Origin of the sequence: Bacillus sp. MM2020_4, from assembly GCF_011250555.1 — a bacterium.
In the GTDB taxonomy this organism is placed as follows: domain Bacteria; phylum Bacillota; class Bacilli; order Bacillales; family Cytobacillaceae; genus Neobacillus.
Genome location: NZ_JAANMZ010000016.1, coordinates 50,801 through 76,282, shown reverse-complemented (window position 1 = coordinate 76,282; position 25,482 = coordinate 50,801). Strand labels below are relative to the sequence as shown.

Here is a 25,482-nt window from a genome sequence, read left to right as displayed (position 1 = left end):
TATTACAGAATAAGTTTTGTGGGAAGAACCTAAATATTGGGGTAATTTATTCTGTCATTTCTTTAATTATTGATTTCCTTAATTGTGTTTTAGATGGGTGTGTTTATTAAAAATCTATAAAATTCCTAATTAATAATGAGTAGGGGTCTTAGGATAAGACTAGGAAGAATAATACATCAATCAATTATTTACAAGGAGTTAGGGCTATGGAGTTTACAAAACAAGATATGAGAATAACAAAAGGAGTAGCCATTTTATTTATGCTACTCCTCCATCTTTTTTGCAGGAAAGATGTTAATGGATTGTATGAGACATTCCCAGTAGTAAATGGAGTCCCATTGATTTACTATATTGGTTTGTTCGGTGATGCCTGTGTGCCTATGTTTTGCTTTGCAAGTGGATATGGCTTATTTGTAAGTATTGATAGGGCAAAAGGATCAATTTTAAAAAAGAATTTCGAAAGGATTCTTAAATTACTTATTAACTATTGGATAGTATTGATAATTTTTGTGGCGATTGGGTTTATTGTAGGAAATACAGAAATATTCCCAGGTTCCCTGACTCAATTTCTTCTTCACTTTTTTGTATTATCAAGTTCGTATAATGGTGCTTGGTGGTTTTTACAGACTTATATCATTCTAGTGCTTATGGCACCTTCACTATTTAAAGTAATTAAAAAATATAATCCTATCCTAATATTATTGATTTCGGGACTTATCTATTTAATTACTTATATTCAGCGTATAAAGCATGTTCTAGATTTAGGTGATAGCACTGTAATTAATACGATGGTGAATTCAATTGTATTGGTTGGAACTTCCCAGTTGCCTTTTATCGTAGGCTCCATTTTTGCCAAGGTGAAGGTTTATTCAAAGATTAATATTTTATTTAATGACCTAGCTATGAAAAATGTATTATGTTTATTAGGTATATTCTTTTTGGTAATTATCCATGCTTTTTATGAATCAATGATTATTGCTCCTATTACTGGTATAGCGTTTATTTGTTTATTTAACATGATCGATAAAAGTGCAAAGTTTCAAAAGTTTCTTGACTTCTTTGGCAACCATTCAACGAATCTTTGGCTTACCCATATGTTTTTTTATATGACAATTTTCCCTAATCTAACCTTTGCCCCTAAATATCCAATCTTAATTTTTCTATGGTTAATTATTCTATGTCTGATTTCTTCGTTCATTATAAACTTTATTTATAAACCAATTATTCAACTTATGGATAGGAATGTCTCCTTTATTAAATACGATAAAAATGTAATTAGTTAATACAGTCTTATGCTATCATGATTTCAAAGAAAACAGTTTCGAAACATTACTTAAAAAGTAACTAGGTGGCTCAGAAGGTAATTAATCAGTTTTTCAGAGTCTAATTAGCTGAATTCTTACAAATGAATAGATATAAATAATGATCAAATTGAAAGAATTCTTCAAAAAGGGCATAGCCGATAGTTATTAAGACTATGCACTTACATTTGTTTTCGAATATGTATAAAGGGAGTGAATAAACATGAAAATGAGGCGATAAGTTGAGTATAAATACCACTGCATATGTTCTTGAATTAGATGTATGGGGCGTATCCAATACTGTTACTGATTTTAATAATAAAACATTGTCTACTGCTAATTCCTACGGTATAAATAATGCGTTAACATGGGCAGCCCAACAAGGATATACTGAATTCTTGTTCCCCAAGGGAACGTATTTAATTGACGAAACGAATCCAATACAACCAAAGAGTTTTATGACCCTTAATTTAAATGGTTCCACATTAAGAATTCGAAATAATGGACTAGCCCATTATTCTGTTATTTGTTACAAACAGAATCAGGTTTTCTCTAGGGTTACAAATGGAATAATACAAGGTGACAGATACAATCATAATTATACTACACCAGGTGAGGCATCCACTCATGAATGGGGTATGGGTGTTTTTTTTCCAAATACAACAGACCCGACTAAAGGCGAGGGTACTAATACACTTTTTATCACAATTGATAATATAGAATTTTTAGACCTAACAGGTGATGGCGTTTCCTTATTTTCTAATCAAGGGATGGTATATGCTACCACAACACCAACAAAATCTTATGCTATTACATTTGAACCGGGTTCTATTAGTACTACTGATGGGAGTCTAAAAGTAGATTCATCCAAAATTCGTTCTAATATATTTCTAGAACTTACTAATCCCCAAATAGTTAAATGGAAGACTTTTGGTATCTACGGAGATGTTAGTTACCAATCTGTAGGCTCCGAGATTGACGGTACACTGCCATTTGATATTATTTTTTATAATGCCAATGGTACTTTTAATTCCTCCCTTACAAATATTGATTTCTTCGATGAAATCCCATTACCAGATGGCGCAACCAGTGCAAAAATAGTATTACATCAGTCGAATGTCCCTTCAACTTCCGGGAATGGTCTTACTTTAAGGTGTATGACAATACCTAAATTTACAATTGTAGAGAAGTGCCACATACATCATACGCGAAGATTAGGTATCGCATTACAAGGTGCGAAATTTGTCTGGGTTAGAAATAATGATATTCACCATATCAGTGGTACAGCACCGCAAGCTGCCATAGATGTGGAGGATAACTATGCATTAAACCAAAACCTATGGATTGAGGATAACTTCTTACATGATAGTAAATTGCAGCTAATTTTTGTGAAGGGCAAAAACTTTCATGTAAGGAATAATAAAATAGAAAGAGGTATTGGAATTACTGGGTACCCTGGTGTTAAAAAGCTCTTTATAGAAGGAAACTACTTTAAAGATACAAGTGCCCAAATAAATGGTGAATGTATAATAAGTAATAATCAGATTCACAGATCTAATATAGGTATAGGTAATGGTACAGCCGAACCAGCCATCGTAGATAATAATATTTTTACAAATGCCTCATTAAATGTTGCTCGACCAAAAGCCTATTGTGTATCCGTTTCGAACTGTAGATTTACAGTTGATTCAGATTATAATACCGCAATTACAGGTGCTGGATTTGGCGCGGGAACATTCCCACAAACGATGACAAACTGTACGTTTGAAGGATATCTATCATCTACTAGCTTAATATTTGATGGGGATGTTAATGCTACTGAAGGATGGACATACAGTAATATTTTGTTCCTTTATACTAAAAAACCAAACAACAGTGGTGGAATTAAAATACCAAACGGTACTTATATTGGGTGTAGATTTAATAATACTGGTAACTTGGTAACTTATAAAAAAGTAGAATTTATTGGGTGTACATTTACATGGGATTCTTATAATCTTTTTAGCTTCTCTGGTTCTAATAATGAATTAGCAAGGTATATAAACTGTACTTTTAATGGAGGAACAAGTAGTGCCTTTTATTTCTCGGCATTAACAAAAGGAAAATTTGAGTTGATAAATAATTATTTCGAGTTTCCTAATGCGACATCTACTTCTTTAGGCGTTATAGATGGATTTTGGAGCAACGTCACTGGGGGAACTCTGTTGCTTGATGGGAATAGATTCAAATCAAATTTAGCTATGAAAGCAGTTAATGCACCAAATATAACCACTGATGCATTCCGAATAATAGTAAAAAACAATACATTAGAGGAAAACATAACGTATGTAGTTGACCAAACTCAAATGCAATACTTCTCGAACAACACTATTAATGACGTAATAGATCCGTATGATTGGGCGACTGCAGCTCCTTCTAAGGGTTTCTATAAATTAGGAAAACAAATTAGGAATACTAACATGTTGACTTCAGGATATATGGGTTGGGTATGTGCAAAAGAAGGGTTTTTAGATTCCTATAGTAGTTGGAGCCCTTCAACCAATTATAGCTGGAATTCTAGAATAACAGTAAATGGCTATGTCTATTATTGTACAAACCGACTAGGGGGCAAATCTGCTAAAACAGCACCAACATTCCCGACAAGCCCAATGTATACGAAAGTTAGTGACACGAAAGGTATGACTGGTTGGACATCTAAGAATTATGCTGTCGGTGATATTATCTTACCAGCATCATCAGATGGAACATATTACTATGAATGTACTACTGCTGGAACTTCTGGTACCACGGAACCTGTTTGGAGTGGGAAGGACAATGTTACGGACGGGACTGTAGTTTGGACAAAAAGATTAGCCGTAATATGGAAATTACTAGGTCCTGCGGGTGCATTATTTAAACAGTATGGGCCAATTATTTAACAGCTAGGTAAAAATTCCTAATTAATCTACTTTCAGGCATCCTCTTAAAAGGGTGCTTTTTAATGACAAGGCAATGAGATCAGAAGCGCAGCCATATTTGAATAATCAAAGATTATCTAAGAAGATACATAGTAATTAATCAGTAACAAAATTTAAAACTGCCTATAACATTTTATTAATGGAAAAATTAAGGCTACCTTAAAATATGTAGGGCAAGAATTTTTGTTATACAGTTTCAAATAGGAATCAAAAAGTTCAATTTAATAAGGGGGAGTTTTAATATGAAGATTGCATTTATTTCCGATATACATGGCAATGCAACCGCTCTTGATGCTGTATTAGCAGACATTAACCAAAGAAATGTAGAAAGGATTTTTGTTCTCGGTGATTTATGTTTTGGAGGGCCAGAACCTCAGCGTTCTTTGGAACTTGTTAACTCTTTAAATGCGGAGGTTATTAAAGGGAATGCTGATGAATGGATTGTCCGTGGTATAAATGAGGGAGAGGTCCCAGATAGTGCTATTGAAATAATGAATAAAGAGCGGGATTGGGCTTTGGAACAGTTAGATGAAGGTAATGTTGAATACCTTAGGAACCTACCAACTGAATTAAAATTGGAATATGGAAAAGTGAAAATTCATGCTTGCCACGCGACACCACATAGTTTATTTGAAGTGGTTACCCCTTATGAAAGTGATCAGCTAATAGCTGATAAGATGATGGGTAGCGAAGCGGATATTTACATATACGCCCACATTCATAAGCCATATATAAGGTACATTAATGGTAAATGTATTATCAATACTGGAAGTATAGGCTTGCCGTTTGATGGCTTAGCTAAATCATCATACGCATTACTTGAAATTCAAGAGGAAAGTTTTCAAACATCCATTGTAAGGGTTGCTTACGATGTAAATAAGGTTATTAAACAATTTTCTGAGTCGGATTATCCGAATTCGGAGCAAATGAAGAAATTGTTAGATTATGCTGGGATTTAGAGTGAGAAGGCGTCCGTCTTCTCACTACTTTAATAGGAATGATTCGGTTTTTCAATTCTAATGGACGTAGTAGATTTTGTCGAATAAATGTTCTTTAAAAAGAATTAACTTTGATTTATAATTTTTAGATAGAGATAATAAATTAATGCATTATTTGTGAATATAATTTTAATGTAAGGGATTTTTTTTGGTAATTACGTTCTTTATATTGAACAACTGTGATGAATAAGGAGGTGAAGAATTGATTTTAAAAAAAGTTTATGCCAAACCAATTGTTTTAAGTCATCAACCGATTCGCTTTGAAACAGCCCAAAGTTGGAATCCTGGTAAAGGAAACCATGATCATCCTGGAACAGGAAATGGGGGCATCAACTTTCCGCCAGATAATCCTAATACTATTCCTTGTGGAGCAGGAACTCCTGGTCAGGGCAATGGAGGCGGTAATGGGAACAGTGGTGGAATAGGACAGTGTAACCCTAATGTAAACCCTTAATTTCTTAGAGTGGGGAAGACCAATGGCAATATATTCACTGGCTTCCCTTCCACTTCACAATTTTTTCATTAGGAGACCAATATGAAAGAAATAAAAATTAAAATTGGCGACCATTTTATTATGCTAATCTGGAAATCACCCAATTTAACCAATATTTTAATGGAGTACTTTGAATCCTTCTTATCCACCGAAAGTCATCATTCCGATTTAGTGATCAATATTGAAGATGGCTATGGTGTTTCATTCAAAGAATACGAGGTGGAAATCACTAAAGATCACGATCAAATCTTCTTTCATCGGGCTGATTACTTAATAAAAGTTGGGAAGGAATATAAATTTGCTACTATTTCCGTGCATAATGAACTTGCCCTTAAGCATGCGTTAATGAATTTATTTAGTTCCTTTATTGTTTATCACAATTGGGGGCTATTAATTCATTCCTCATGTGCAATTGAAAATAGCAAGGCGCATGTTTTTGCGGGGCAATCGGGGGCAGGTAAATCAACAGTAGCACGACTTTCATATCCACGCAATCTTCTTTCGGATGAGGCGACACTTGTAAAAATTACCCCAGAAGAGGTCACCATCTTTAATTCTCCGTTCCGCAGCGAATTGAAAGCAACCTCTTTTAAAGGGAATGTTCCACTATCGAGTGTCCTAATCCTTTACCAGGCACTTCAGAATAAGCGAGCTAAATTAGGAAAGTCTGATGCTCTTCTTCATTTAATGGATAAAGTGTTTTTTTGGCCACATAGTCAAGAAGAAACAAAAGGAATTTTCAGGTTAATGACCTTACTGGTGAAACAGGTGCCTGTTTATGAACTCCATTTTCAAAAAAATAATACATTTTGGGAGTTAATATCATGATGACTCAATATAAACAAAAAGGAAATGTTGAAGCAACGGAGATTGATGGTGAATGGATTATCTTAAATACTGACCAATATACCATCACCAAATTAAATGATGTAGGCGGACATTGCTGGTCATTACTTAACGAAAAGCAAACAGCCGCTTCCCTTACACAATCCTTGTTGGGGAAGTTTTCAACAACCGAAAATGAGCAGCAGGTAAAAAAGGACATTGAAGATTTTTTAGCTAATCTCGTTCAGTGTGGGTTGATTGAATATGTTGATTGATCATAACACTTTTACACTGCTCAAAAGTACCATCAAAAAGGATGGATGGCTAGGACTTCCTGCATATGGAAATAGTATGTTTCCATATATCCGGCAAGGGGATCTGTGCAGGTTTATCCCCTGCGAACCTCTACATTTAAAAAAGGGCGATGTAATCTTGTTCTATGCGCAAGCGGATCAATTAATAGCCCATCGCTTTGTAAAGATAAAAAGGATTGATGACCAACTGTTATTTCTATTAAAGGGTGATACAAACCTCGGATTCGATCAACCTATCGGTAAAGATCGTATTCTTGGGAAACTAGACAGCATTCAAAGGCAACATAAAAAAGTTACACCAGATCATTTTTTTGCTTTTATATGGGGGAAATTAATCCTCACCTTTCCAATACTTTCTGGTATTCTACGGAAATATTTAAATCGGAAATATAAAGTACAATATTAATTAACATGGAGTGTCCATATGATGAGGGAACGGGTTAAATCGCTAATTAAACCATATGTTTTCATGAAAGATCTCCGCAGAGTCTTTTCATTTGTATTGCCTTTTATCATGAGACGTTGGAAAGCATATATGGCTATCCTTCTATTATTAGGTGTGGACATCTACCTAACGATTGCTTTTGCAAAGTTCTATGGTGATATTACTGATACAGCCATTCATGGTGGGTATCAACAGATTTTATCATTCATACCCTATGGAGCATTAATAATACTAATTAATATCGCCTCAAGTTTTTCTTTTACATACTTTAATACGATTGCAACTAATGCGGTGAAAATGGATATCCAAAACCACTTCTTCCACCATCTATTGCGATTGCCCGCAGCTGATGCCTCCAATCTCCACTCGGGTGAATTAATGTCCCACTTTTCCAATGATATTCATGGCGTTGATGGGGTGATTGGAAGTAATCTAATCAGTCTTATTAGGCTACCGATCATCTATATTGTCGTATTTGTATATTTGGTAAATATCAATTTGACATTATGTTTGGTAAGTCTCATTATCGCACCAATCGCGGCATTATCTGGTCTGGTATTCGGATTATTGCTTCGGAAAAATGTTAGACGTATCCACTATGTGGTAGGGAAAATTAATAGTCTTTTAAATGAGACCTTTCACGGATTTACAATTATTCGCTCCTTTACACTTGAAAAGAAACAATATAAAAAATTTGTTAATCAAAATCTAGAATTACTTCAATTAGAACTAAAAAACGTAAAGCTGCGGAGTTGGTATAATACGGGTGGTCAGATCATTGGGTCCATCACCTTAGTTATAAACCTGTCTATTGGAGCCCTTTTTGTTTCAAAAGGAATGATTACTGTTGGAGCGTTGTTAACCTTTCTTAATTTGGTTAATCACTTGTTTTATCCGATAACCGGAATGGCAAGTCTGTGGGCCGGATTTCAACGTTCTGTTGCTGCGATTGAAAGAATACTAAATGTATTGGAAAAACCTGCTGACTTTCAGGATTTGCCTTCCTTTTCACCATCGCGTGCTTTTATAGACTCCATAACGTTTCAAAATGTTACTTTTGGTTATGTGGAAAATAAAAAGGTGTTAGAACAATTTAATTTAACCATACCCGCTGGAAAAGTGGTGGCACTTGTCGGTCCAAGTGGAGCTGGAAAAAGTACCTTGTTAAACCTTTTACAAGGGTTTTATAAGCCTCAATTGGGTGAAATAAAAATTGCAGGTAAGTCGATTCGGGAGTATTCCATTTCCGAATTGAGAAGTTCGATTGCCCATGTTCCCCAAGAAACATTTCTATTTGCTGGAACAATTCGGGAAAACTTAATGATAGCCCGCCCGTATTTGTCAGAAAAGGAAATGGTTGAAGCAGCGATAAATGCTAATATTCATGACTTTATTCTATCAATGCCAAAAGGCTATGACACAGAGATTGGAGAAAACGGAATAAAGCTTTCGGGTGGTCAGAAACAAAGGATGGCAATTGCTAGAGCAATATTAAAAGATGCACCGATACTTTTACTAGACGAAGCCACATCTGCACTAGATGGTGAAACCGAATACCGTGTAAAACAAGCACTTGATCATTTGATGAAGGGCAGAACCACGATTGTAATCGCCCACCGATTATCCACCATTCATAATGCCGATGTGATAATGGTGATGGATAATGGAAAAATAGTTCAAAGCGGAACACATGAGGCGTTGATCCGGCAAACAGGGTTATATCAAAAGCTTAATGAACCAACCTTTAATCCAAAAACCCGAGCTTTGTCTTTAGTTTCAAAATCTTGACTGGTGGTGGGGACCGTGAGTATGGAATTAGTAAAAGCTATATATGATCCAAAGTCATTAATGCCTACTGATAAAAAGTTCTATGAAAATACCATTCAAGATATAGAACTTGATGGAATCTCATCCCAGATTTATTTTTTATTAAAGGAGCAAGGAAGACTGGAACAAACCCCTTCCTTTTTTCAAGCACGTCTTAAAGAAACCTATGAAAGAGGATTATACCAAAATCTTTTTATTAAAAATCAGACGAATCAAATTTTAAAAAAGTTTGAGGATGAAAGACTGGACGTCATAGCCCTAAAAGGGGTTTATTTTGCGGACAAATATTTTGGACATATCGGGGCAAGGACCACATCAGATATTGATTTATTAATCAGATTGGAAGACCTAGAGAAAGCAATTGATACTGTGAAATCATTAGGCTATTTAATGGAAAAGGAAGTAATCCCTGGTTATTTTCATTGTAGCCTTTGGAAGGAATTACCTCATTCAAAGATCCCATTAGTAGTCGAATTACATTGGAGCCTGATTAAAGAAAAGACATCTAGTTTTGAAATTGAGGATATTTGGAATCAATCTCTATCAGTTGGACAATTTTCGTATATTAAAGAATTATCCCTCCAGCATACTTTTTACATGATTCTCCTTCATGGCTGGAGACATAATTTAGATTCACCAAAATACTTTTTGGACATCATTCAAGTCATTAACCAAATGGATGATGAACACGATTATGAGATTCTTCTAAAATTAGCAGGGTCACACCAAACCTTAAAAAGAATAACAAGAACATTATCGATTGTTTATCAGCAATTTCCACATTTAGATCTTGTAAAAAAGTTTCCGTATAAAGAATCAACCGTTACTTGGGAGTACCGTTCGGCAAAAGGCCTGAAACAATTTGTTGATTTTATTGATTATAAATTTTTTAGCTTTGATATGGATAAACATAGCTTTATAGAGCTATATAATTGGATTTGGCCATCAAGAATAGATGCTATTGCTCAACTGGGTGAAGATTATCATGGACTTACAAATTTAAAGTTATATCTATTGTTATATAAGAAAAGACTTACTAAATTAATATATTCTCACCGTTTGAAGAGCAGGAGGGGGAACAATCGGTAGGGGGGATGAAGGGAACGTGGTAGCCAACAAAAACTTTATGCAAATGAAAAAAATATTGATTGACGCTCCGAGGAAATCGTGGTACATTCTTCCTATAGTTGTTCTTAATAACGTATATTATTATTTTCGAATAGGCGATCTTACCTAAATAATTATAGTTGATTCTCCAAAAATAAGTTTTTTTTTAAGTGCGTGTTCTATATAAGGAACGGTGTTGGTGGTACTAAGTTTTAACAAGAATGGATAGGAGGTGGGGAAATGAGTGCAATTGTCGGAATTTACCACTTTAATGAAGAACCATTAAATCCCTTGCAAACGAGTAATCTAATGAAGGTATTCCAGCAATATCCCGCCGATGATGTCCATACGTGGAATAAAAGTAATATCTTTCTTGGCTGCCATGCACAGTGGATTACTCCAGAATCAATCGGAGAACCATTGCCATACTATGATTATGAAAAAAAGATAGCTATTACAGCGGATGCGATTATCGATAACAGAGATGAATTATTTGATAGATTACAAGTGGAACAAACACAAAGAAAAACAATTCCCGATAGTCAATTGATTTTACTTGCTTACTATAAGTGGGGCGAAGAAGTTCCAAAACATTTAATCGGTGATTTTGCCTTTATGATTTGGGATGAGAAAAAGCGGAAGCTCTTTGGAGCTAGAGACTTTTCGGGAGCGCGGACGCTTTATTTTTATCATGATCAAAGCCGTTTTGCTTTTTCAACAACAATCGAACCATTATTCACATTACCGTATATCGAAAAAAAAATGAATGAAGAGTGGTTAGCAGAATTCCTTGCGATACCAGGAATGGTTGAGGCGGTTGATACCCAATCAACGGTTTACAAAACCATTCATCAAATTCCTCCTTCCCACAGCATTACTGTTGCGGATAGTAAGGTGAATCTTACTAGATATTCGACCATAGAAGTTGAAGATACAATTAAACTAAACTCAAATGAAGAGTATGAGGAAGCGTTTAAGGAAGTGTTTAATGAGGCAGTTACCTCTAGAATTCGAACTCATGGGAAAGTTGGTTCCCATTTGAGTGGCGGGTTGGATTCTGGAACCGTTGTTAGTCTTGCTGCTAAAGCACTTCAAAAGGAGAATAAGCAATTACATACTTTTAGCTATGTACCGGAAGAAAGTTTCATGGATTGGACACCTAAATATTATATACCTGATGAAAGACCTTATATAAAAGAAACTGTAAACCATGTCGGGAATATTAACGATCACTATTTGAGCTTCGAAGGGAAGAGTCCTTTAACGGATGTAGATGACTTCCTTGATTTAATGGAGATGCCATACAAATTCTTTGAAAATATATTTTGGTTAAACGGAATAAGTGAAGAAGCGCATAATCAGGGAATCAAAATACTCTTAAACGGGGCAAGGGGTAACCATTCCATCTCGTGGGGATCTTGGAATTTATCCATGGATTATTACTCATCTTTATTCAAAAAGGTAAAGTGGATCAGTTTAAATCATGAATTAAATCAATATTGTATAAACCATAAAACAGGAAAATCAGTCATGCTCCCAATTGTAGCCAAAAGGGCATTTCCACTAATTGCAAGGATATTCACAAATAATCATCAAAATGACTATCAGTTCCCTTCCTTTATCAACCCTGCATTTGCCCAAAAGACGAATGTATTTAATAAGCTTCAGGAATATGGTGTCAATGCATCTGGAATGCTCGGCAAGAATCTTACTGAACACAGAAAAAACCATTATAATCAGTTATTTGTTTGGAATAAAAGCGGAATAGCAAATACGAAATTTTCCTTACGTTATTCGTTGTGGGATCGCGACCCAACAAATGATCTTCGGGTCATCCGTTTTTGTTTGGCACTGCCAGAAGAACAATATGTGCAAGGTGGCATGGAACGATCGTTTATCCGCAGAGCAACTAAAGGCATTCTACCTGACAAAGTTAGACTGAATCAACATATCCGTGGCGTTCAAGGAGCAGATACAATCCATCGGATGAGTTCAAATTGGCAACCTTTTATGGACGAAATTAATCAGCTTTGTAAGGATCCTATTACCTCAGAACTTTTCGATATAAACGTGTTAAAGAACTCTGTTGAAAAGATAGGACATGAACCTCGCCCAGAATTTGTCTGGGCAGATGAATTTAAAGTATTGACACGAAGTCTCATCGTTTATCGGTTCATAAAGAATCTTAATTGAAGGGAGGTGATTAAATGAAAAAGCAGTGGAAAATGCCAACGTTAGAGGTACTTGATATCAGTATGACGATGAATGGACCGGGGAACGCAAATGCTGATTGTTTCGACGTATCTGACGGTCTGCAGGAAACCCATACAGGGAGATCAAATGCTAGTTGTTTGGATAAGGACGCGATAGGAAGCTAATTGAATTTATTTTTATACTTAGCCCTTATACCTATATTCTATGTGGAATGTGGGTATGAGGGGCAAAAAAAATTGGGGAGGGGCCATGTTAAATACTCTTGAAAAGGTTGTTTATAAAGCTTTTGGATTATATGTAACGAGTGATATTCCATTACCTGAGTTAAAAAAGATAGGCGAACAAAGGGATTTTATCGATGTTGAAATAACGATTGGGAATTTAACTTCGGATTGGGGTTTATCAGGAGCATCAATTAAGCAAATCTTCGTAAGAGAAAACGTAGTCATGTTTCAGATACAGGACACGGCTATCTTTTCAATAACTGAAGGAAAAAGTATAGTCGTTTCACCATTAGCAGGTTTTAGTGAAGAGGAAGCCCGCCTTTACATACTTGGTACATGCATGGGAGCAATCTTATTGCAACGAAAAATCCTTCCGTTACATGGAAGTGCAGTCGTTATCAATGGGAAGGCCTATGGGTTTGTAGGGGATTCGGGTGCCGGTAAATCAACCCTCGCTTCTGCGTTTATAAACAATGGATATCAGCTACTAACAGATGATGTGATTGCCGTTACACTTTCAAAAGATGATATTCCTTTAGTGACACCATCCTATCCGCAACAAAAGCTTTGGCAAGAAAGTTTAAATCAGTTCGGGATGGAAAACCATCAATATCGGCCGCTTCTTGGTCGAGAAACGAAATTTGCCGTTCCAGTCCCTTTCCATTTTACTGCAGAACCTATCCCCCTTGCAGGTATTTTTGAATTAGTAAAAATAACAAATGAAGAGATAGAAATCCTTCCGATTCAAGGGCTTGACCGACTTCATACCTTGTTTTATCATACGTACCGTAACTTTATGGTTGCTCCTTCCGGATTAATGGAATGGCATTTTAACACAATGGCCCGCTTTATAAACAAAATAGATCTATTTCAACTTCGTCGTCCTATCTCCCGTTTCACTGCTAATGACTTACCAACATGGATATTAAATACATTAGAAGTTGGAAAATAGATCATTTAATTAACAGGGATTAAAACTTTTGCTAATAAAGCGATTTAGGAGATAGCTATGGATAATAATCTTTGTCTTGATATCACGGGTCTACCTAGGGAGTTAAGACTTTTACTCAAAATCATAAAGGAAGATAATGACGGCATCCAGCTTGATCATGTGGATGAGCTTGCGGATATGGATTGGAATCTGTTTCTAGACCTGGCCATGCATCATCGAATCTATCCTTCAATCTATCCCAAATTAAAAATGCTAGATGTCAAATGGATTCCTGGAAATGTTATGGATACCATTGGTCAACAATATAAACGAAATACATTTCATATGTTGCATTTAAGCGCAGAAATGGAGAAAATTAGTCAATTATTTTCAGATAAAATGATACGACTCCTTAATTTAAAAGGACCGGTACTCGCTTCAGATCTTTATGGTGATCTTTCTCTTCGTACGTGCGGGGATTTAGATGTCCTGGTTCCGATTCAGGATTTGGATAAAGTGGATCAACTTCTGTTACATGAAGGTTATGTAAAGGACGATTATATCCAAACAATCCTGGGTGATTGGAAATGGAGACACCATCATGTCACCTATTTTCACTCACAGAAGCAAATCAAGCTTGAAATCCATTGGCGTTTAAACCCAGGGCCAGGGAAGGAACCCTGCTTTGAAGAATTATGGGAACGGAGGAGAAGAAGTCCATTTACAAATTCCCATGTTTATTATTTGGGCAGAGAGGATTTATTTTTATTTCTAGTTTCACATGGTGCACGTCATGGATGGTCACGCCTTCGTTGGTTGACAGATATCGATAAAATCATAAAACAAAAAATCGATTGGGGCCAATTAAAAAAAATATTAAAAAAATATCAGTACTACCATGTAGGTGGTCAGGCGCTTTTTTTATCTTCCCAGCTATTAAATTCTAAGTTGCCAGTAGAAAGTAAATCGTTAGTTACAGGACATCGGCCGAAGCGATTAGCACAAGAGGCAATCTTTTATTTTGAAGAAATGGTCAATTTACATACAATACCTGTTCCTACTAATGTAGCAGATTATCACAAACGCCATTTATTTTCATTAATGTCCTTACGACAAAAGCTTTCTTTCCTTTTAAGCACCTTGTATCCCTTTCCTCAGGATGCAGAAACATTACCTTTACCGAAAAGTATTCATTTCTTATATTTTCCGTTACGTCCCATTTTGTGTATTTGGCGAAAAATAAGGAAGCAGGAATTGCGCAGGAGGATATCCTAATGAAGGAAGTCTTTTACTTTGTAAAAAAATTACACTCATATTCAGGAAAAGTACTTTACGTCAATCTCCTTGGAATGATTGTCATGAGTTTACTAGAGGGTATTGGAATTCTATTTTTAATTCCAATGATAAGTATGAGTAATATTGTGAACATAGAAACCAAAGGTATACCATTCTTAGGCATTTTTGATTTTCTTCAAGACATACCTAGTAATTTTGGGTTACCGATTATTTTAGGGATTTATATTTTCCTTGTCATTGGTCAAAACATATTGCAGCGCCAAATAACCATTAAAAATACGATGATACAGCACGGCTTTTTTCGCCAATTGCGAATTGAAACGTATGATGCGTTGCTTCACGCTAATTGGGATTTTTTTATCAAGAGGAGAAGATCGGATCTTCTTAATTTTATGACAACAGAAATAGCAACTGCTAGTGCAGGAACAAATTCCTTTTTTCAATTTATTGCTTCACTTATTTTCACATTGATACAAATTGGAATAGCTTTTGTGCTTTCACCCAATATAACCATCTTCGTATTAATTAGTGGACTGGTACTTATCTTTTTTTCTCGTAAATACCTTAAAAGATCATTTGCACTCGGAGGGAGAAATTATGAATCCGGGAAAAATTATCTTGCTGGGATCACTGACCAGATAAATGGGATAAAGGATATTAAGAGTAATACACTTGAGGAATCGCGAATGACTTGGTTCCGGAATGTAACGCTAAACATGCAGAATGAACAAGTTGAATATTCAAGATTAAGTACTAAATCTCAATTGTTTTACAAGGTTGCATCAGCCATTTTAATTGGAATCTTTTTATTAATTGCTATGAATATGTTTCATGCTCAGGGGGGCCAATTAATATTGATTGTCCTCATTTTTTCAAGACTTTGGCCTAGGGTGGCTGGTATTCAAGCTTCTTTAGAGCAAATAGCCATGAGGATTCCATCCTATAAAGCTGTCATCACTTTGCAAAATGAATGTAGGCAGGCTAGAGAGTTTCGTGATGAGGATGCACTTGATATAAAACCCCTTCAAATTAGAAAGGCAATTGAATGCCAAGAAGTTTTTTTTCGTTATAACAAAAACTTGCATAGTTATGCCTTGCAAGATATTAATCTGTGCATCCCTGCTAATGAAATGACAGCAGTGGTAGGGAGGTCAGGAGCTGGAAAAAGTACACTTATAGATTTATTAATGGGCCTAAATAAACCGGAGGCAGGTGAAGTGTTGCTGGATGGAACGCCGCTTTCTAGTACCAATCTTCTATCTTTAAGACGTGTGATTAGTTATGTTCCTCAGGAACCATATTTATTTAATGAGAGCATAAGAGAAAATCTATTAATTGTAGAGCCGAATGCTAGTGAGGAACAAATTTGGGAGGCATTAGAATTTTCCTCTTCTTCGGAGTTTGTAAAGAAGCTCCCTTATGGTCTTGATACAATGATTGGCGACCGTGGAATTAGACTTTCCGGGGGTGAACGGCAGCGGTTGGTATTGGCACGAGCTATCCTTCGAAACCCATCAATCCTTGTTTTGGATGAGGCAACGAGTTCTTTGGATACCGAAAATGAAGCGAAAATACAAGAAGCATTAGAAAGATTAAAAGGTAGAATGACGATCATTGTCATTGCTCACCGATTATCTACAATCAGAAATGCTGATCAAGTTATCGTGTTAGAACAAGGAGAAATTATTCAAAACGGGGAATTTCTTCAGCTCGCAAAGGAAAAGAAAAGTATGTTCAATAAGTTACTAAGAAACCAAATGGAAGCTACACTTTGAAAACACTCATATTAATGTGAGTGTTTTTTTGAAGTATGCTACAATTTCTATTGTTATGTGGAAAAGTTCTACCGGTTTGGATCTTGAACTTTAATTTAATATTTTTCAATGCCAATCATTATTTTTTCTATTTACTTTAAAGTTAGTGTTTGTAAAAATTAAAAATACTGTTATAATTCCCAAAGAATCAATCAAGAGATCATAAAGCCGTCCGTCTCTCCCAAAAAACAATTGCAGGAATTCTGTAAAAATGGCAAACAAAATGGCTAATATAATAGAAATCTTGTGGCTTTTAAAAAGGTTGAATAGTAAAAAGTCCAGGATAGCAAACCCAATAAAATGTCCAAACTTCACCTTGATAAATTCAGGATGAAAAAGGGTGAAATCATTGAAATAAAAGAATGACAAATAGTCCGGATTTGGGACCCAATTAAATCCGAACGTGTGTAAATACATTAGTTTTTCTATGCTTTCCGTCCACGTATTCAGTAATAAAAACAATCCCCATAAGGTAACAAGCATTATTTTTACAAATATTATATATTTCTGCGGCTTCTTGTTTTTAGCTATTTTAGCCTCTTGTATTTCACGCTGTACCATATCCGTTCTCCTATCTTACAAGTACATCCTATTTTGATTATAAGAAAGAAGGGATGAAAAGTTTGTCAATTAAAGTTGTCGAATAAAAGAAAGAGAGGGTCCAGTACCACTAGGCCACTGCTAAAATCATTATTTATACAGGAAAACCGTTAACTTGTTTTTGTTATCAATGGTGGTAAGTAAAACCTCACTAATTTCTGTTTTATAATTGGACCTAATGGTGTTGATTAGCCACTCTTCCTCCTTGTTAACCTCCTTCAACACCTGAGTATTTATCTTTCCCTCTTTTATGATTGTCTTAGGAAGATCGAAAGGCTCTGTTTTCATTTGATAGGTTGCCGGTGTGATTGCCTCATACTGAGGGTCTAAAAAAATAGAGATTTTCCCATCAGCTTCCCATAATGCCAACGCTACTTTTTTTACATCCGCAATTTTTTCCTTCCGTAACTCCGCTAATAAAAAATCAATTGATATTCTAGCTTTTTTGAGGCCTGGATAAATGATTTCTCCATTTTTTATAACGGGAAAAGGTTCTGAATCCGTTAGTTTTCTAAAGGCAGTCCATTTAAGGCTTAAGAAAACACCACCAATATACAAAATCGCAATGACAAAAGTTGAAATAATAGAACCTTTCATACCAATGGTTTGGTCTGACAAAGGATGGGCAATGATATTTCCGAGCATAAGGGCGATGACAAAGTCGATCAGCCTTAATTGGGAGATGGCACGGGAACCCATTATCTTGGCTGTAATGAGCAAAATGAAGAAAGAGATTGCTGCCCTTAAAATCCACTCAATAGCCGAAAGTGAATGTTGACCATGGAGAAATTCCAATAAAGACACATCCTTCTATGTATTCCCTATTTACATAGTATTGTCATGAATGGTTCTTTTCTACGCTAAAAAGGCCAACAAAAAAACAGGATGAATCCACCCTGTTTTTAACTATGCAAAAACTTCACACAAACCGGATACGGCACAGAAACATCCGACTCCAAGAGAGTCAATCTCCCTGTTGCATCATCCCGTGAAAATAACACAAGATTACCTGATTCCTGATTCGAAGCCACGATGAATTTTTCAGAAGGATCTAATGCAAAATCCCGCGGCCAATCCCCTTCGGTCGAAACATGTTCCACAAAGCTAAGCTCCCCTGAAAATGCATCGACACGGAAAACAGCGATGCTATTATGACCGCGATTACCTGCATAAACAAAGCGACCATCAGAAGAAATATGAATCGCACTGCCTTGATTATTTTCCGTAAAATCTTCCGGCAATGTGGAAATATATTGTTTCTCGGTAAAATGGCCATCTTCCGGATAGTAGCTTAACACAACAACTTCTGAACTGAATTCAGTCATAATGTAGGCATATTTACCATTAGGATGAAAAGCTAAATGTCTGGGTCCACTGCCGCCTTTTAAAGGCAATAGATTTGCTCTTGTAAGTGTCCCGTCACTCGCAACGGAGTAGGTAATAAGGGCATCGATCCCCAATTCAACAACGGCAAGATAGTTTTCATCAGGTGTAAGTCCCGCATAATGGGTATGCGGTTTTTCCTGTCGTGGATCTGGACCAGAACCCTCATGTTGAATCACAGAAACAGCAGGTGAAATGGATCCAGTTTCAGCATCAAGTAAATAAGATGCGACCTCGCCTTTATGATAATTTCCACTGAATAAAACGTTTGATTGACTGTCTACACTTACATGACAAGGAGATGAACCTCCTGCCAGTTGGGAATTGATTGGTGTCAACTCGCCTGACTTCTGAATGGCAAAAGCAGCTACTCCCCCATTTTCTCCTTCTTTTTTTACAGCATAAAGAAAACGATTATCCTTGCTGATATTTACGTATGTAGGATTTTCTAATTCGGCCGCCAGCTTTACATCCAGTATTTTCGCCGCTTCTGTATCAAGTGTAAAAGAATAGATCCCTTTACTGTCTCCTTTTGTATAGGTTCCAATATAACCACTGTACTTATTGTTCTTCTTTGTCATTTTCCGAGCCTCCTTGCATGGATTAAAATAATACCTATACTAATAATATCGTACTATCATTGAAATGCTACTCATATGAATTTTTACATGATGAAAAGGTCTTTTATTTGCATTATTATGGGGGATAAGTAATAGTTAAATTATCTGGGATAAAACCTTCGTCCAGCTATTATTTACGTCAACAAAAGGAGCTTGATTATGGTAAAGAATAAAAAAAATACTAAAAGCCAGCCGAAATCCTCATCCAAGTTTGCTTTCTGGATGATTGGGATTATTGCAGCTTTCGTACTAGGATTTATTTTCATCGGCAACCATTCAAAGTCAGATGAAAAAGCAAACTCTAACAAAAACATTGATTATAGTAATCAGCCATTCCATGGTGACAAATCCGCACCGGTCTCGATTATTGAGTTTGGCGATTATAAATGTCCAAACTGTAAAAACTTCAATGAAAATGTGGTCCCCCTAATCGAAAAGGAGTTAGTCGATACAGGAAAGGCGAAGCTCTATTTTATGAATTATGCATTCATTAATACTGACTCCACAAGAACAGCTAAATTTGCGGAATCTGTTTATCAGGTGCTAGGAAATGAACCATTTTGGGAATTTCATGATTTAATATATAAAAAGCAGCCGGAAGACACTAAATATGAAAAAATTGACCTTTTTACTGAAAAGTTTTTAACCGATACGTTAAAAGAAGTGGCGGATGAGGATGATGTAAACAAGGTAGTAAAGCACTTTAACGCTGATAAATCAAAAGAATCTTTTAACAAGGATATGGATTTAGCTAAAAAACTAGGCGCAACCGGGACACCAGCCATCTATGTGAATGGCCAATATTTTGATGGACAAACCATGGACGATTTGAAAGATATGGTAGATAAAGCAGCAAAGGGTGAATAGAATGAATAAATCTCTACTTATCTCCTGGGTTGCAGCGATCATCGCCACACTCGGAAGTTTATATTTTAGTGAAGTGATGCTTTTTATCCCATGTACCCTTTGTTGGTATCAACGAATTTTTATGTACCCATTGGCCATCATTTTAGGTATAGCTGTTTACCGAAATGATAATAGAATTTATCAATATGTACTGCCATTGTCTATTATTGGTGTACTACTTTCCGGGTATCATACTTTATTGCAAAAAATCCCCTACCTGCAGCAGTTTGAAATGTGTACAAGTGGGGTTCCTTGTTCGAAGGATTACATTAATTGGCTTGGGTTTATAACAATACCAATGCTGGCGTTGATTGCCTTTATTATAATTACGGTGAGCATGATTGTGTTAGCTCGCGGTCAAAAGGAAGAAGAGACTATTCGTGGATAGTCTCTTCTTTTTTTTTAGTCCTTTCATGAATATAAAAATTTGGCAAAGAATAGAGGTAGGTAAATATAGTAATGTGGAGGCAGAAATGAAAGCATCTGATCTAGTGGTAACTTGTTTAGAAAATGAAGGTGTCGAATATGTTTTTGGCATTATTGGGAAGGAAGTCATTGATCTAGGGGATTCTTTATCCGCTTCAGAAAAAATTACCTACATACCTGTTCGCCATGAGCAGGGGGCGGCATTCATCGCAGATGTGTATGGAAGAATATCGGGGAAACCAGGAGTTTGTTTGGCAACCCTTGGTCCTGGGGCGACAAATTTAGTAACAGGTATTGCAAGTGCAAATTTGGATCATTCACCGGTCATCGCCCTGACAGGTCAAAAAGCGCTGAAGGATCAACATAAAGATTCTCACCAGTATATTGATATTCAAGAGCTTTACAAACCAGTCACAAAATGGTCCATACAAATAAAAGCAGCAAACACGATTCCGGAAATCATCAGAAAATCTTTTCGAAAGGCATTGGAAGAGAAACCGGGAGCTGTCGTTATCGAATTACCGGAAAATATCGCTATGGAAAACGTGACAACCAAACCCTTACCTATTACCGAGTTACCAAAAAATGTACCAGCGGCTGAATCACTCCATTCCGCAGCACAAGTGATGAATCAAAGTCAAAAACCATTTATCATGATTGGGAATGAGGTCATCCGCCAAAATGCCGTCATCGAAGTTCTGGCATTTATGGAGCAGCTTGGTTCACCGGTTGCAACCAGCTTCATGGCGAAAGGGATTCTACCAAAAGATCATCCGCAAAATTTTTATACCTTTGGGTTTATGGAGAAAGATTACGTCCTTCGAGGGTTTGAAGAAGCGGATTTATTGATTGTGATTGGTTTTGACATCATCGAAAAGCTTCCGTCAGAATGGAATAGGAAAAAGGTTCCGGTTATTCATATTTCCGCGACAGCAGCGGATGTAGACGAATATTACCCAGTACAGGCTGAGTTAGTGGGGAATCTTAAGGAAACGCTGCCACTTCTTCCAACACAGCCCAAACATTGGCAGCCCTCTGGAAGGTTAAAGCATCGGATCGAAGAGTCTTATTCTATTATAGAAAAGGCTAGTGGGGATTCTGGCTTAACAATTGAAGAAATCTTGCATGTGCTTGAAAGAGTCCAGACGGATGAGACCATCTTAGTTTCAGATGTAGGCTCACATAAAGTAGCGATTGCTAGAACCTATCAACCAAAGCATGCGAAACAACTGATTATTTCCAATGGTTTTGCCTCCATGGGCATCTCCATCCCTGGGGCGATTGGGGCAAAATTAGCCGCACCGAAAAAAACAGTTATCTGTATTACGGGCGATGGCGGCGCATTAATGAATTTTGCCGAACTTGAAACGGCTAAAAGACTAGGGATATCCTTCGTCATTATCCTATTAAATGATTCGATGCTGAAACTAGAGGTAGATACGATGGAGAAAAAGTTTGGCGATAGTTATGGCGTCACCTTTACTAACCCGGATTTTGTCCATTTAGCAGAAAGCTTTGGAGCAAGGGGAATGAGAGCAACGAACGTGGCGGAGTTTGAAGGAATGGTGGTAGAAGCAATGAAGGCGAAAAGTGAAATTGTGCTGATAGAAGCAATGATGCAATAAGCTTAGATGAAAAATTCTAAAATGAAAAAAAGAGCGGTGAAACCAAATAGGTTTTACCGCTCTTTTCTGAGTTGGGAAGAATCATTAGTACATATAAGATGCACCGATGATGATTAAAAGAATAAACAACACAACGATTAATGCAAAGCCGTTGTTGCCGTATCCGCCTCCAGACATATTTATCACCTCCACCTTTTAATAATTACAATGTATGCGTGAGATAAGATGTTTGAAATGGACAAGTGCATACCTGTATAAAAAAAGTATGGATCCCAGTTCTGGCCGCCTTTTTGCCATAAAATCGTCATATGTACATTGTGTGAAACGTATTGTTGGTATGAATAGTATGATTTATCCTACAAAGGAGAGGTGAGTGATGATGATGAATCATGGAAAAATTTTTGGAACCACGAGTATGGGAGAAAGAGGCCAGGTGGTCATCCCATCGGAAGCAAGAGAGGAACTAGGAATGAAAGCAGGAGAAAAGTTTGTGGTATTTGGTGATGCCAGGAAGGGAACCGTGATTCTTGTTAAATCAGAGATTATGAATAAGTTTGCTAATTTCTTTTTTAACAAGTCAAAGAGATTCGAAAAAATAGCCCAAGAGATTTTTGAGAAAACAGAGACAGAAGAGGAAGAAAAGGAATAAATTATTCTCCATGGAGGGGTAGAAGGACATACCACGCAGGCTTGTCCCGTGGGACTTTACATGAAAGGGGAGGACAAGAATGCGTGAGATGATACGCTTACTGTTCAACAAAAGGTTTCGCAAAACATTTTTCATGTTTGTTGGGTTCTTTATGCAATTTTGGTGGCTGGGAAAAACAAAGAAATTTTACCATAAAGAAAAGGCCAATCAAAAGTATAAGGAAGTTTACAGATCCCAAGCTAAAAAGTTTGTAGGTGCTGCCGTTGAGATGGGCGGTCTAATCATCAAGCTAGGCCAATTTGTCAGTTCAAGGGTCGATATTTTACCAAAGGAATATACCGATACCTTGTCAGAACTGCAGGATTCAGTGGCTCCAGTTGATTCAGCTGTTGCAATTAGCAGAATTGAAACGGAACTGGGTGGAAGGCTTAGTGACCATTTTACCACCTTCGTCCCATCACCCGTGGCCGCCGCATCGTTAGGACAGGTCCATAAAGCAGTCATGAAAAGTGGAGAAGAAGTTGCCATTAAGGTCATGCGTCCCGGAATCGAAGCAACGGTTTCACTTGATTTGGCTACATTAAAGGTGCTAATTGCCTTTGCACGTCGTACTAAAATGGGCAAGTTTGTTGATCTAAAGAATGTCTATCAAGAATTTGAAGAAGTGATTACGGAAGAATTGGATTACCTTAAGGAGGCAAAGAATCTAGAGTCCTTTCAAGAATCTTTCCGTGATTTTCCCGGTGTCACCACACCACGTGTATATGGGGAACTGACGACCAGCAAGGTGCTTGTGATGGAGTTTATTGAAGGTGTTAAAATAAACGAGCTTGAGAAATTAGAAGGAGCTTCCATTAATAAGAAGAAACTAGCCTCCATCCTTTATTTGTCCTATTTAAAACAATTGATGGAGGATGGCTTTTTCCATGCTGATCCACATCCCGGAAATCTTTTAGTTAAACAAGACGGAACGATTGCCTACATTGATTTCGGAATGGTCGGAACGATTTCGAATGTGATGAAGGAAAATATCGTTAAGCTTGCCATGTCTATCTACTTGAAGGATGGCAGCGGGATTGTTGAAGCCTTTGATGAACTTGGCTTTTTAAGAAAGCATGCAGACAAAACCGTGCTGGTGAAGAACGTGAAAATTATTCTCTCCAGCTTTTCTGAAGGTAGTTTTAGCATTGAAAAGATGAATAATGAGGGGTTTCTTGAGGAATTACGAGAGTTCCTTTATGAACAACCCTTCCAAATTCCGTCAAGAACTACGTTTTTAGGCAAGGCGATTATGACTGTTTTTAGCATTTGTAACGGATTAGATAAGAATTTCGATGTTGTTGCGAATACAAAACCATATGTGGAAGATCTGATGAGCGGTAATACTGCCAATGCAAGCACGGCAAAAGAGAATGTGCTTGATCAAGTTAAGAATACGCTTTTACAGGTCATTCCCACATCTCGAAAATTGTTCCATTTTGTTGATCAGCTAGAGTCAGGTGAGCTCCGAATTCAACCTTCTAAGACTTTTGAAAAAAATATTTTGAACAATCAAGCCTTGCAAACAAGGAAAATTGTCCTAGCCGTATTTGGAACAGGTTTATTGATCTCCGGTTCGCAAATGTTTGCCGATAACCAGCTTGCCGGAATCCTATTAATGGTCAGCGGTGGCTTGTTAACTATTTTTCAGGCAGGGACAAGAACGTCTGTTAGAAGAAGGAGAAGGACACATCCTAGACCACCATTTATGAAAGCTAAAGAATAGAACAATACGTACTTCGTATGGCTCATAGCTATTCCAAGAAAAAGTCCAACCATGTGCTGTTGGACTTTTTTTGATGCTTATAAGGATTTACCAAGGAATGCCGACAGCATCCAAACATGTTTTTCAAGACCAGAATGAATCGCAAGCAGCATATCGCCGGTAGTTTCATCATCTAGTTCCCCGGCAAAACTCATTCCTTCTTTTAATTCGCCAATTATGATCGAATAGTCATTGATCACAGACAGTACCATCTCATCGGCAGATTCATGACCCGTTGATTCTTGGATAGAGGCAATTTCCAGGCATTCCTTCATTGTGGCGACAGGTTTACCGCTGATTGCCAGCAAGCGTTCGGCTAATTCATCCACATGCAACCCAGCTTCGTTGTAAAATTCCTCAAATTTTGCATGTAAGGTGAAAAATTGTCCGCCCTTCACATACCAATGGTAGTTATGTAGTTTGATATACAAGACAGACCAGTTGGCAATTTGCTTGTTTAAGACGCTGACTAATTGATTTTCCATATAAAAGCCTCCTTAAATATTCCTTCCATACTATTATTACCAAAGTTTGGAGAGGAATCCTCTATCAATTTACCGAATTTGTTGTCAATTTGGTGAAGATTTCCTGAAAGAGAGCCGATTCTATGTTACAAGCATGAAACACCATGTAATAATGAAACCTTAACTATCCACTCAAGGGATTAATAGGAAAAAAGAATAGATTGGTTGATCATTCCAATTGGGTGTGAAAGGCATGGAT

General features: G+C 36.8%; 24 protein-coding genes. 19 read left to right on the top strand and 5 right to left on the bottom strand.

The genetic code is table 11. The features are described from left to right. Nucleotides 1-206 precede the first annotated feature (206 nt). From G6554_RS12255 to G6554_RS12190, 14 genes are all read left to right on the top strand, one after another. Nucleotides 207-1,283 (top strand): acyltransferase family protein, encoded by a 1,077-nt coding sequence (locus G6554_RS12255; RefSeq protein WP_166242189.1) that lies wholly within the window; start codon nucleotides 207-209, stop codon nucleotides 1,281-1,283. Nucleotides 1,284-1,543: 260 nt separating this feature from the next. Next, entirely contained in the window at nucleotides 1,544-4,219 is a 2,676-nt protein-coding gene (locus G6554_RS12250) for a right-handed parallel beta-helix repeat-containing protein (RefSeq protein WP_166242186.1), read from the top strand. A 281-nt stretch (nucleotides 4,220-4,500) separates the two neighbouring features. Continuing rightward, complete coding sequence (locus tag G6554_RS12245; RefSeq protein WP_166242184.1) at nucleotides 4,501-5,217, top strand: metallophosphoesterase family protein; 717 nt, start codon at nucleotides 4,501-4,503, stop codon at nucleotides 5,215-5,217. A gap of 241 nt (nucleotides 5,218-5,458) precedes the next feature. Then, on the top strand, nucleotides 5,459-5,710 hold the full coding sequence (locus tag G6554_RS12240; protein ID WP_166242182.1) for a hypothetical protein: 252 nt from the start codon (nucleotides 5,459-5,461) through the stop codon (nucleotides 5,708-5,710). Between the two features lie 81 nt (nucleotides 5,711-5,791). Continuing rightward, nucleotides 5,792-6,577: a hypothetical protein gene (locus G6554_RS12235; RefSeq protein ID WP_166242181.1), complete on the top strand. Its 786-nt coding sequence runs from the start codon at nucleotides 5,792-5,794 to the stop codon at nucleotides 6,575-6,577. Beyond that, on the top strand, nucleotides 6,574-6,849 hold the full coding sequence (locus G6554_RS12230) for a PqqD family protein (RefSeq protein WP_242637906.1): 276 nt from the start codon (nucleotides 6,574-6,576) through the stop codon (nucleotides 6,847-6,849). The genes G6554_RS12235 and G6554_RS12230 overlap by 4 nt, the downstream gene beginning before the upstream one ends. Continuing rightward, entirely contained in the window at nucleotides 6,839-7,294 is a 456-nt protein-coding gene (locus G6554_RS12225; protein ID WP_166242178.1) for a signal peptidase I, read from the top strand. The genes G6554_RS12230 and G6554_RS12225 overlap by 11 nt, the downstream gene beginning before the upstream one ends. 18 nt (nucleotides 7,295-7,312) lie before the next feature. Beyond that, nucleotides 7,313-9,121 carry an ABC transporter ATP-binding protein gene (locus tag G6554_RS12220; RefSeq protein WP_242637907.1) on the top strand — a complete coding sequence of 603 codons (1,809 nt, stop codon included), beginning with the start codon at nucleotides 7,313-7,315 and terminating at the stop codon, nucleotides 9,119-9,121. 21 nt (nucleotides 9,122-9,142) lie between these two features. Continuing rightward, nucleotides 9,143-10,249: a nucleotidyltransferase family protein gene (locus tag G6554_RS12215; RefSeq protein ID WP_207627600.1), complete on the top strand. Its 1,107-nt coding sequence runs from the start codon at nucleotides 9,143-9,145 to the stop codon at nucleotides 10,247-10,249. A 258-nt stretch (nucleotides 10,250-10,507) separates the two neighbouring features. Further along, nucleotides 10,508-12,460 carry an asparagine synthase-related protein gene (locus tag G6554_RS12210; RefSeq protein ID WP_166242174.1) on the top strand — a complete coding sequence of 651 codons (1,953 nt, stop codon included), beginning with the start codon at nucleotides 10,508-10,510 and terminating at the stop codon, nucleotides 12,458-12,460. A 14-nt stretch (nucleotides 12,461-12,474) separates the two neighbouring features. Then, nucleotides 12,475-12,645 carry a paeninodin family lasso peptide gene (locus G6554_RS26035; RefSeq protein WP_166242172.1) on the top strand — a complete coding sequence of 57 codons (171 nt, stop codon included), beginning with the start codon at nucleotides 12,475-12,477 and terminating at the stop codon, nucleotides 12,643-12,645. Nucleotides 12,646-12,730: 85 nt separating this feature from the next. Next, nucleotides 12,731-13,657 carry a phosphoenolpyruvate carboxykinase (ATP) gene (locus tag G6554_RS12200; protein WP_166242170.1) on the top strand — a complete coding sequence of 309 codons (927 nt, stop codon included), beginning with the start codon at nucleotides 12,731-12,733 and terminating at the stop codon, nucleotides 13,655-13,657. A gap of 57 nt (nucleotides 13,658-13,714) precedes the next feature. Further along, nucleotides 13,715-14,911 carry a nucleotidyltransferase domain-containing protein gene (locus G6554_RS12195; protein ID WP_166242168.1) on the top strand — a complete coding sequence of 399 codons (1,197 nt, stop codon included), beginning with the start codon at nucleotides 13,715-13,717 and terminating at the stop codon, nucleotides 14,909-14,911. Next, nucleotides 14,911-16,707 carry an ABC transporter ATP-binding protein gene (locus G6554_RS12190; RefSeq protein WP_166242166.1) on the top strand — a complete coding sequence of 599 codons (1,797 nt, stop codon included), beginning with the start codon at nucleotides 14,911-14,913 and terminating at the stop codon, nucleotides 16,705-16,707. Before G6554_RS12195 ends, G6554_RS12190 begins: the two co-directional genes overlap by 1 nt. A 105-nt stretch (nucleotides 16,708-16,812) precedes the next feature. Here G6554_RS12190 and G6554_RS12185 read toward each other — a convergent pair whose 3' ends face one another. The 3 genes from G6554_RS12185 to G6554_RS12175 form a co-directional block, all read right to left on the bottom strand. Next, nucleotides 16,813-17,307, bottom strand: a complete 495-nt coding sequence (locus tag G6554_RS12185; RefSeq protein WP_166242164.1) for a VanZ family protein — start codon at nucleotides 17,305-17,307, stop codon at nucleotides 16,813-16,815. 129 nt (nucleotides 17,308-17,436) lie between these two features. Continuing rightward, the gene (locus G6554_RS12180) at nucleotides 17,437-18,141 is read right to left on the bottom strand and encodes a DUF421 domain-containing protein (RefSeq protein WP_166242162.1); all 705 of its coding nucleotides are present in this window, start codon (nucleotides 18,139-18,141) and stop codon (nucleotides 17,437-17,439) included. Between the two features lie 107 nt (nucleotides 18,142-18,248). Further along, nucleotides 18,249-19,310 (bottom strand): lactonase family protein, encoded by a 1,062-nt coding sequence (locus G6554_RS12175; protein ID WP_166242160.1) that lies wholly within the window; start codon nucleotides 19,308-19,310, stop codon nucleotides 18,249-18,251. A gap of 198 nt (nucleotides 19,311-19,508) precedes the next feature. Between G6554_RS12175 and G6554_RS12170 the strand changes: the two genes are divergently transcribed. The 3 genes from G6554_RS12170 to G6554_RS12160 all read left to right on the top strand — a co-directional run bounded on the left by G6554_RS12170 (nucleotide 19,509) and on the right by G6554_RS12160 (nucleotide 22,306). Then, nucleotides 19,509-20,216, top strand: a complete 708-nt coding sequence (locus G6554_RS12170) for a DsbA family protein (protein ID WP_166242158.1) — start codon at nucleotides 19,509-19,511, stop codon at nucleotides 20,214-20,216. Nucleotide 20,217: 1 nt separating this feature from the next. Then, nucleotides 20,218-20,643 (top strand): disulfide oxidoreductase, encoded by a 426-nt coding sequence (locus tag G6554_RS12165; RefSeq protein WP_166242156.1) that lies wholly within the window; start codon nucleotides 20,218-20,220, stop codon nucleotides 20,641-20,643. A gap of 85 nt (nucleotides 20,644-20,728) precedes the next feature. After that, the gene (locus G6554_RS12160) at nucleotides 20,729-22,306 is read left to right on the top strand and encodes an acetolactate synthase large subunit (protein ID WP_166242154.1); all 1,578 of its coding nucleotides are present in this window, start codon (nucleotides 20,729-20,731) and stop codon (nucleotides 22,304-22,306) included. Between the two features lie 84 nt (nucleotides 22,307-22,390). Here G6554_RS12160 and G6554_RS12155 read toward each other — a convergent pair whose 3' ends face one another. Then, nucleotides 22,391-22,483, bottom strand: coding sequence for a YjcZ family sporulation protein (locus G6554_RS12155; RefSeq protein WP_166242152.1), 93 nt, complete (start codon nucleotides 22,481-22,483; stop codon nucleotides 22,391-22,393). Between the two features lie 199 nt (nucleotides 22,484-22,682). Here G6554_RS12155 and G6554_RS12150 point away from each other — a divergent pair, with 199 nt between their 5' ends. Both G6554_RS12150 and G6554_RS12145 read left to right on the top strand, forming a co-directional pair. Next, nucleotides 22,683-22,955 (top strand): AbrB/MazE/SpoVT family DNA-binding domain-containing protein, encoded by a 273-nt coding sequence (locus G6554_RS12150; protein ID WP_207627599.1) that lies wholly within the window; start codon nucleotides 22,683-22,685, stop codon nucleotides 22,953-22,955. Between the two features lie 79 nt (nucleotides 22,956-23,034). Further along, nucleotides 23,035-24,720, top strand: a complete 1,686-nt coding sequence (locus G6554_RS12145) for an ABC1 kinase family protein (protein WP_166242150.1) — start codon at nucleotides 23,035-23,037, stop codon at nucleotides 24,718-24,720. A gap of 77 nt (nucleotides 24,721-24,797) precedes the next feature. Here the strand turns inward: G6554_RS12145 and G6554_RS12140 are convergent, their stop codons facing one another. Then, entirely contained in the window at nucleotides 24,798-25,244 is a 447-nt protein-coding gene (locus G6554_RS12140; protein WP_166242148.1) for a Dps family protein, read from the bottom strand. Nucleotides 25,245-25,482: the final 238 nt, after the last annotated feature.

Coding starts and splice junctions, on each gene's coding strand:
- G6554_RS12255 (WP_166242189.1), top strand. CDS start 207: ATGGAGTTTACAAAACAAGATATGAGAATAACAAAAGGAGTAGCCATT.
- G6554_RS12245 (WP_166242184.1), top strand. CDS start 4,501: ATGAAGATTGCATTTATTTCCGATATACATGGCAATGCAACCGCTCTT.
- G6554_RS12235 (WP_166242181.1), top strand. CDS start 5,792: ATGAAAGAAATAAAAATTAAAATTGGCGACCATTTTATTATGCTAATC.
- G6554_RS12230 (WP_242637906.1), top strand. CDS start 6,574: ATGATGACTCAATATAAACAAAAAGGAAATGTTGAAGCAACGGAGATT.
- G6554_RS12225 (WP_166242178.1), top strand. CDS start 6,839: ATGTTGATTGATCATAACACTTTTACACTGCTCAAAAGTACCATCAAA.
- G6554_RS12220 (WP_242637907.1), top strand. CDS start 7,313: ATGATGAGGGAACGGGTTAAATCGCTAATTAAACCATATGTTTTCATG.
- G6554_RS12215 (WP_207627600.1), top strand. CDS start 9,143: ATGGAATTAGTAAAAGCTATATATGATCCAAAGTCATTAATGCCTACT.
- G6554_RS12210 (WP_166242174.1), top strand. CDS start 10,508: ATGAGTGCAATTGTCGGAATTTACCACTTTAATGAAGAACCATTAAAT.
- G6554_RS26035 (WP_166242172.1), top strand. CDS start 12,475: ATGAAAAAGCAGTGGAAAATGCCAACGTTAGAGGTACTTGATATCAGT.
- G6554_RS12200 (WP_166242170.1), top strand. CDS start 12,731: ATGTTAAATACTCTTGAAAAGGTTGTTTATAAAGCTTTTGGATTATAT.
- G6554_RS12195 (WP_166242168.1), top strand. CDS start 13,715: ATGGATAATAATCTTTGTCTTGATATCACGGGTCTACCTAGGGAGTTA.
- G6554_RS12190 (WP_166242166.1), top strand. CDS start 14,911: ATGAAGGAAGTCTTTTACTTTGTAAAAAAATTACACTCATATTCAGGA.
- G6554_RS12185 (WP_166242164.1), bottom strand. CDS start 17,307: ATGGTACAGCGTGAAATACAAGAGGCTAAAATAGCTAAAAACAAGAAG.
- G6554_RS12175 (WP_166242160.1), bottom strand. CDS start 19,310: ATGACAAAGAAGAACAATAAGTACAGTGGTTATATTGGAACCTATACA.
- G6554_RS12170 (WP_166242158.1), top strand. CDS start 19,509: ATGGTAAAGAATAAAAAAAATACTAAAAGCCAGCCGAAATCCTCATCC.
- G6554_RS12165 (WP_166242156.1), top strand. CDS start 20,218: ATGAATAAATCTCTACTTATCTCCTGGGTTGCAGCGATCATCGCCACA.
- G6554_RS12160 (WP_166242154.1), top strand. CDS start 20,729: ATGAAAGCATCTGATCTAGTGGTAACTTGTTTAGAAAATGAAGGTGTC.
- G6554_RS12155 (WP_166242152.1), bottom strand. CDS start 22,483: ATGTCTGGAGGCGGATACGGCAACAACGGCTTTGCATTAATCGTTGTG.
- G6554_RS12150 (WP_207627599.1), top strand. CDS start 22,683: ATGATGATGAATCATGGAAAAATTTTTGGAACCACGAGTATGGGAGAA.
- G6554_RS12145 (WP_166242150.1), top strand. CDS start 23,035: ATGCGTGAGATGATACGCTTACTGTTCAACAAAAGGTTTCGCAAAACA.
- G6554_RS12140 (WP_166242148.1), bottom strand. CDS start 25,244: ATGGAAAATCAATTAGTCAGCGTCTTAAACAAGCAAATTGCCAACTGG.